This is a genomic window from Litoribacter ruber (assembly GCF_018449405.1).
GTDB classification, from domain to species: domain Bacteria; phylum Bacteroidota; class Bacteroidia; order Cytophagales; family Cyclobacteriaceae; genus Litoribacter; species Litoribacter ruber.
The window spans coordinates 1-455 of sequence record NZ_JAHCMY010000050.1 but is presented as its reverse complement, the minus strand read 5'-3'; the positions used below and the strand labels follow the sequence as shown (position 1 = coordinate 455).

Here is a 455-nt window from a genome sequence, read left to right as displayed (position 1 = left end):
GCACCAAAAAGTCGGGAGGCTAGGTACTTTCCGTTTTCAAGTGTGTAAATGATTAAGGTTTGGGCAATGGGGTGAAGTATCCAGTATTCTTTTACTCCGTGTTCCTGATAGAGTTTATATTTGATTTTCAGGTCTTTTTTGTTGTTGCTTGGGGAAAGGACTTCTACTATTAGGTCGGGTGCCCCCACACATCCGGCCTCATCCAACTTGCTTTTGTCGCAGATGACACAAATGTCGGGTTGGACTACGGTGAATATATCTTCATTCTTTAAGGATTTCTTTGGGAGGCGCACATCAAAGGGAGCCGGAAATAGCTTGCATTTTTTGTTCTTAAGAAACTTTTTGAACACGTAGATCAGCTCACCAATCACCAGTTGATGTTTGCTGCTCGGAGCCGCTGTCCATTTGTACACCTTGCCTTTAATTATTTCCACCATTTCTTCCATGTCCCAACT

At 43.1% G+C, this 455-nt stretch carries 1 protein-coding gene; it reads right to left on the bottom strand.

What is annotated here, in order from left to right; translation table 11 throughout:
• A partial coding sequence (locus KI659_RS18540) for a Uma2 family endonuclease (RefSeq protein ID WP_213946881.1) occupies positions 1-455 on the bottom strand: 455 nt, incomplete at both ends.